General features: G+C 75.7%; 3 protein-coding genes. 1 reads left to right on the top strand and 2 read right to left on the bottom strand.

Annotated features, from left to right (window positions below):
* Nucleotides 1-420: 420 nt before the first annotated feature.
* Complete coding sequence (locus tag AC0CYZ_RS22500; RefSeq protein WP_472219444.1) at nucleotides 421-924, top strand: L,D-transpeptidase; 504 nt, start codon at nucleotides 421-423, stop codon at nucleotides 922-924.
* Between the two features lie 16 nt (nucleotides 925-940).
* On the opposite strand, the gene AC0CYZ_RS22495 is transcribed toward AC0CYZ_RS22500, so the two are convergent.
* Both AC0CYZ_RS22495 and AC0CYZ_RS22490 read right to left on the bottom strand, forming a co-directional pair.
* Nucleotides 941-1,927: an alpha/beta hydrolase gene (locus AC0CYZ_RS22495; protein WP_472219442.1), complete on the bottom strand. Its 987-nt coding sequence runs from the start codon at nucleotides 1,925-1,927 to the stop codon at nucleotides 941-943.
* A gap of 64 nt (nucleotides 1,928-1,991) precedes the next feature.
* Nucleotides 1,992-2,395: enoyl-CoA hydratase/isomerase family protein (locus AC0CYZ_RS22490; protein WP_472219440.1), on the bottom strand; the 404-nt coding region annotated here is incomplete at its 5' end.

Genomic DNA, 2,395 nt, shown 5'->3' with positions numbered 1-2,395 from the left:
CGACCCGGGCACACGCCTGCCCATGATCCAGACCCCGCAACCGAGCCCGCCAGAACTCCCGCACCCGCGACCGCGACACCGCACCCGCCATCACACACCCGCTCCCAGACAGGGTGTTGCGACAGACCCTTGAATCCGCCCCGCCTCCGGCCTGCGCCGTGTGCCCCTCGTGGATCCCAGCACGCCAGGCGCGTTGATCAGGAGCACGCCACACAGCTCCGGACCGACTCCGACCTGCCCCGTGTGCCCCTCGCGACCCGGGGCATCCCCTGCCGCGCACGGACCGAGCCACGACGCGCCGTTCGACCGTTACCGTCCCGATGCGGCGTCGTTGTCCGGTTCGTGCGCGCCTGCGGGCAGCGGTGTGCGCACGCCGGCGCGGTTTGGCGTCCGGCGAGCAGGCCGAACGAGCGAGGTCGAGTGGCGCAGGGCAGGCACCGCCGGCGGCGGGAGCGCACGGGTACGGGGCGGGTGGCGCTGTCGGTGGCAGCGGTCGGCATGGGCGTGGTCCAGCTCTCGGGAGTGGCTGCGGCGGCGCCGGCGGGGACCGCGCCCGGCGTCGGGGGGACGCCGTGCCAGACGCCGACGATCAAGGCGTGCGTCGACCTCTCCGAGAACCGGGCGTGGCTGCTGGACGGCCGGGGCACCGTCGTGCACGGCCCCGTCGCCACCACGCACGGTGGCCGGGGCCACGAGACCCCGACCGGCGACTTCGTCGTCCAGCGCAAGGACCGCCACCACGTCAGCCAGGAGTTCGAGGGCGCGAAGATGCCCTACGCGGTGTTCTTCGACGGCAACGGCCGGGCGTTCCACCAGGGCACCCTCGACCGCCAGTCGGCGGGGTGCGTGCGGCTGGGCGAGGCCGACGCGAAGCGCTTCTTCGAGCACCTGAACCCGAACGACCGGGTGCAGATCGTCCCCTGACGACCGGGACCCGCCGTCAGGCGTGGACCGGGCTGACGAGCTCGGCGCGCACCCGGTCCGCGACCTCCCACGCGGCCTGGTGCGCGACGGCGGGCAGCAGGCGCGGCATCGAGATGTAGCCGTGCGGCGCACCCTGGTACTCGGTGTGGCGGACCGGGACCCCGGCGCGGCGCAGCGCATCGGCGTAGTGGGTGCCGTGGTCGCGCAGCGGGTCGTGCTCGGCGGTCTGCACGAGGGCGGGCGGCAGGTCGGACAGGTCCGCGCGCAGCGGCGAGGCGTAGGGGACCGTCCCGTCGGCGCCAGCGAGGTAGAGCGCGGCGAAGCCGCGGATGTCCGACGCGTCGAGGATCGGCGCGTGCGGGATGGCGCGCTCCGACGGGAGCACCTCGACCATCTCGGTGCCCGGGTAGACCAGGCACTGCACCCCGATCGCCGGGGCGTCGTCGCCACGACGGCGGGCGTCGCGGACCATGAGGCAGACGACGGTCGCGAGGTTGCCGCCGGCGCTGTCGCCCATGACGCCGATCCGCGTCGGATCGATGCCCCAACGCCCCGGCTCGGCGGCCAGGGCGGCGGTCGCGGCGTAGGCGTCCTGCGCGGGGACCGGGAACGGGTGCTCGGGCGCGAGCCGGTAGTCCACGGACACGACGACGACCCCGGCGAGCAGCGCGACCTGGCCGCAGAACCAGTCGGACTGCAGGAGGTCACCCTGCACGTAGCCGCCGCCGTGGAAGTTCACGACGAGCGGGGCGGGCACCGTCGCGGCCGACGGCGGCCGGTACACGCGGACGGGCAGGACCGCCTCGGCCGTCGTGACCTCGGTGTCCTCGACGACGACGCGCCGGTCGTGCGCCCCGACGATCACCCGACCCGCGGGCCCGGCCTGGATGCGCCCGGAACGCTCGCGCGCGGCGGGGACCTCCTCGGGCGGCAGGTCGGCGACGGATCCGGCGAGACGGGAACGGAGCACCCCGACCAGGCGGGCGCGCAGCGGCAGACGCACGGCGGGAGCCTAGGTGCGCTCCGCGCTCGTGGGCAGGAAGTGCGGTGATGGCCGCATTTTCGGCTCAGGTGGCCGACGGCCACCTCGGACGACGCTTCTCGACGAACGCGCCGACGCCCTCGCGGCCCTCGGCCGAGAAGCCCCGGTCGCCGATCGACTTCGCCTCGACCTCGAAGTGGGCGTCGGTGAGCACCCCGCCCGCCGCGCGGACGAGCCGCTTGGTGGCCGCGAGCGCCTCCGGCGGCCCGGCGGCGATGGCCGCGGCGACCGCGTCGGTCTCGGCGCGCACGTCCGCGTCCGGGACGACGCGCGACGCGAGGCCCGCCGTCGCGGCCTCGTCGGCACCCATGGGCCGGTTGGTCAGCAGCATGTCCAGCGCCCGCGCCCGCCCGACCGCGGCGGGCAGAGTCGCGGTCATCCCGCCGTCCGGGGTCAGCCCGATCGCCGTGTACGCCGGCCGCAGACGCG

Source organism: Actinomycetospora sp. (assembly GCF_055612215.1).
Note: the sequence above shows the minus strand (reverse complement) of the source record. Positions and strands in the feature narration are given on the sequence as shown.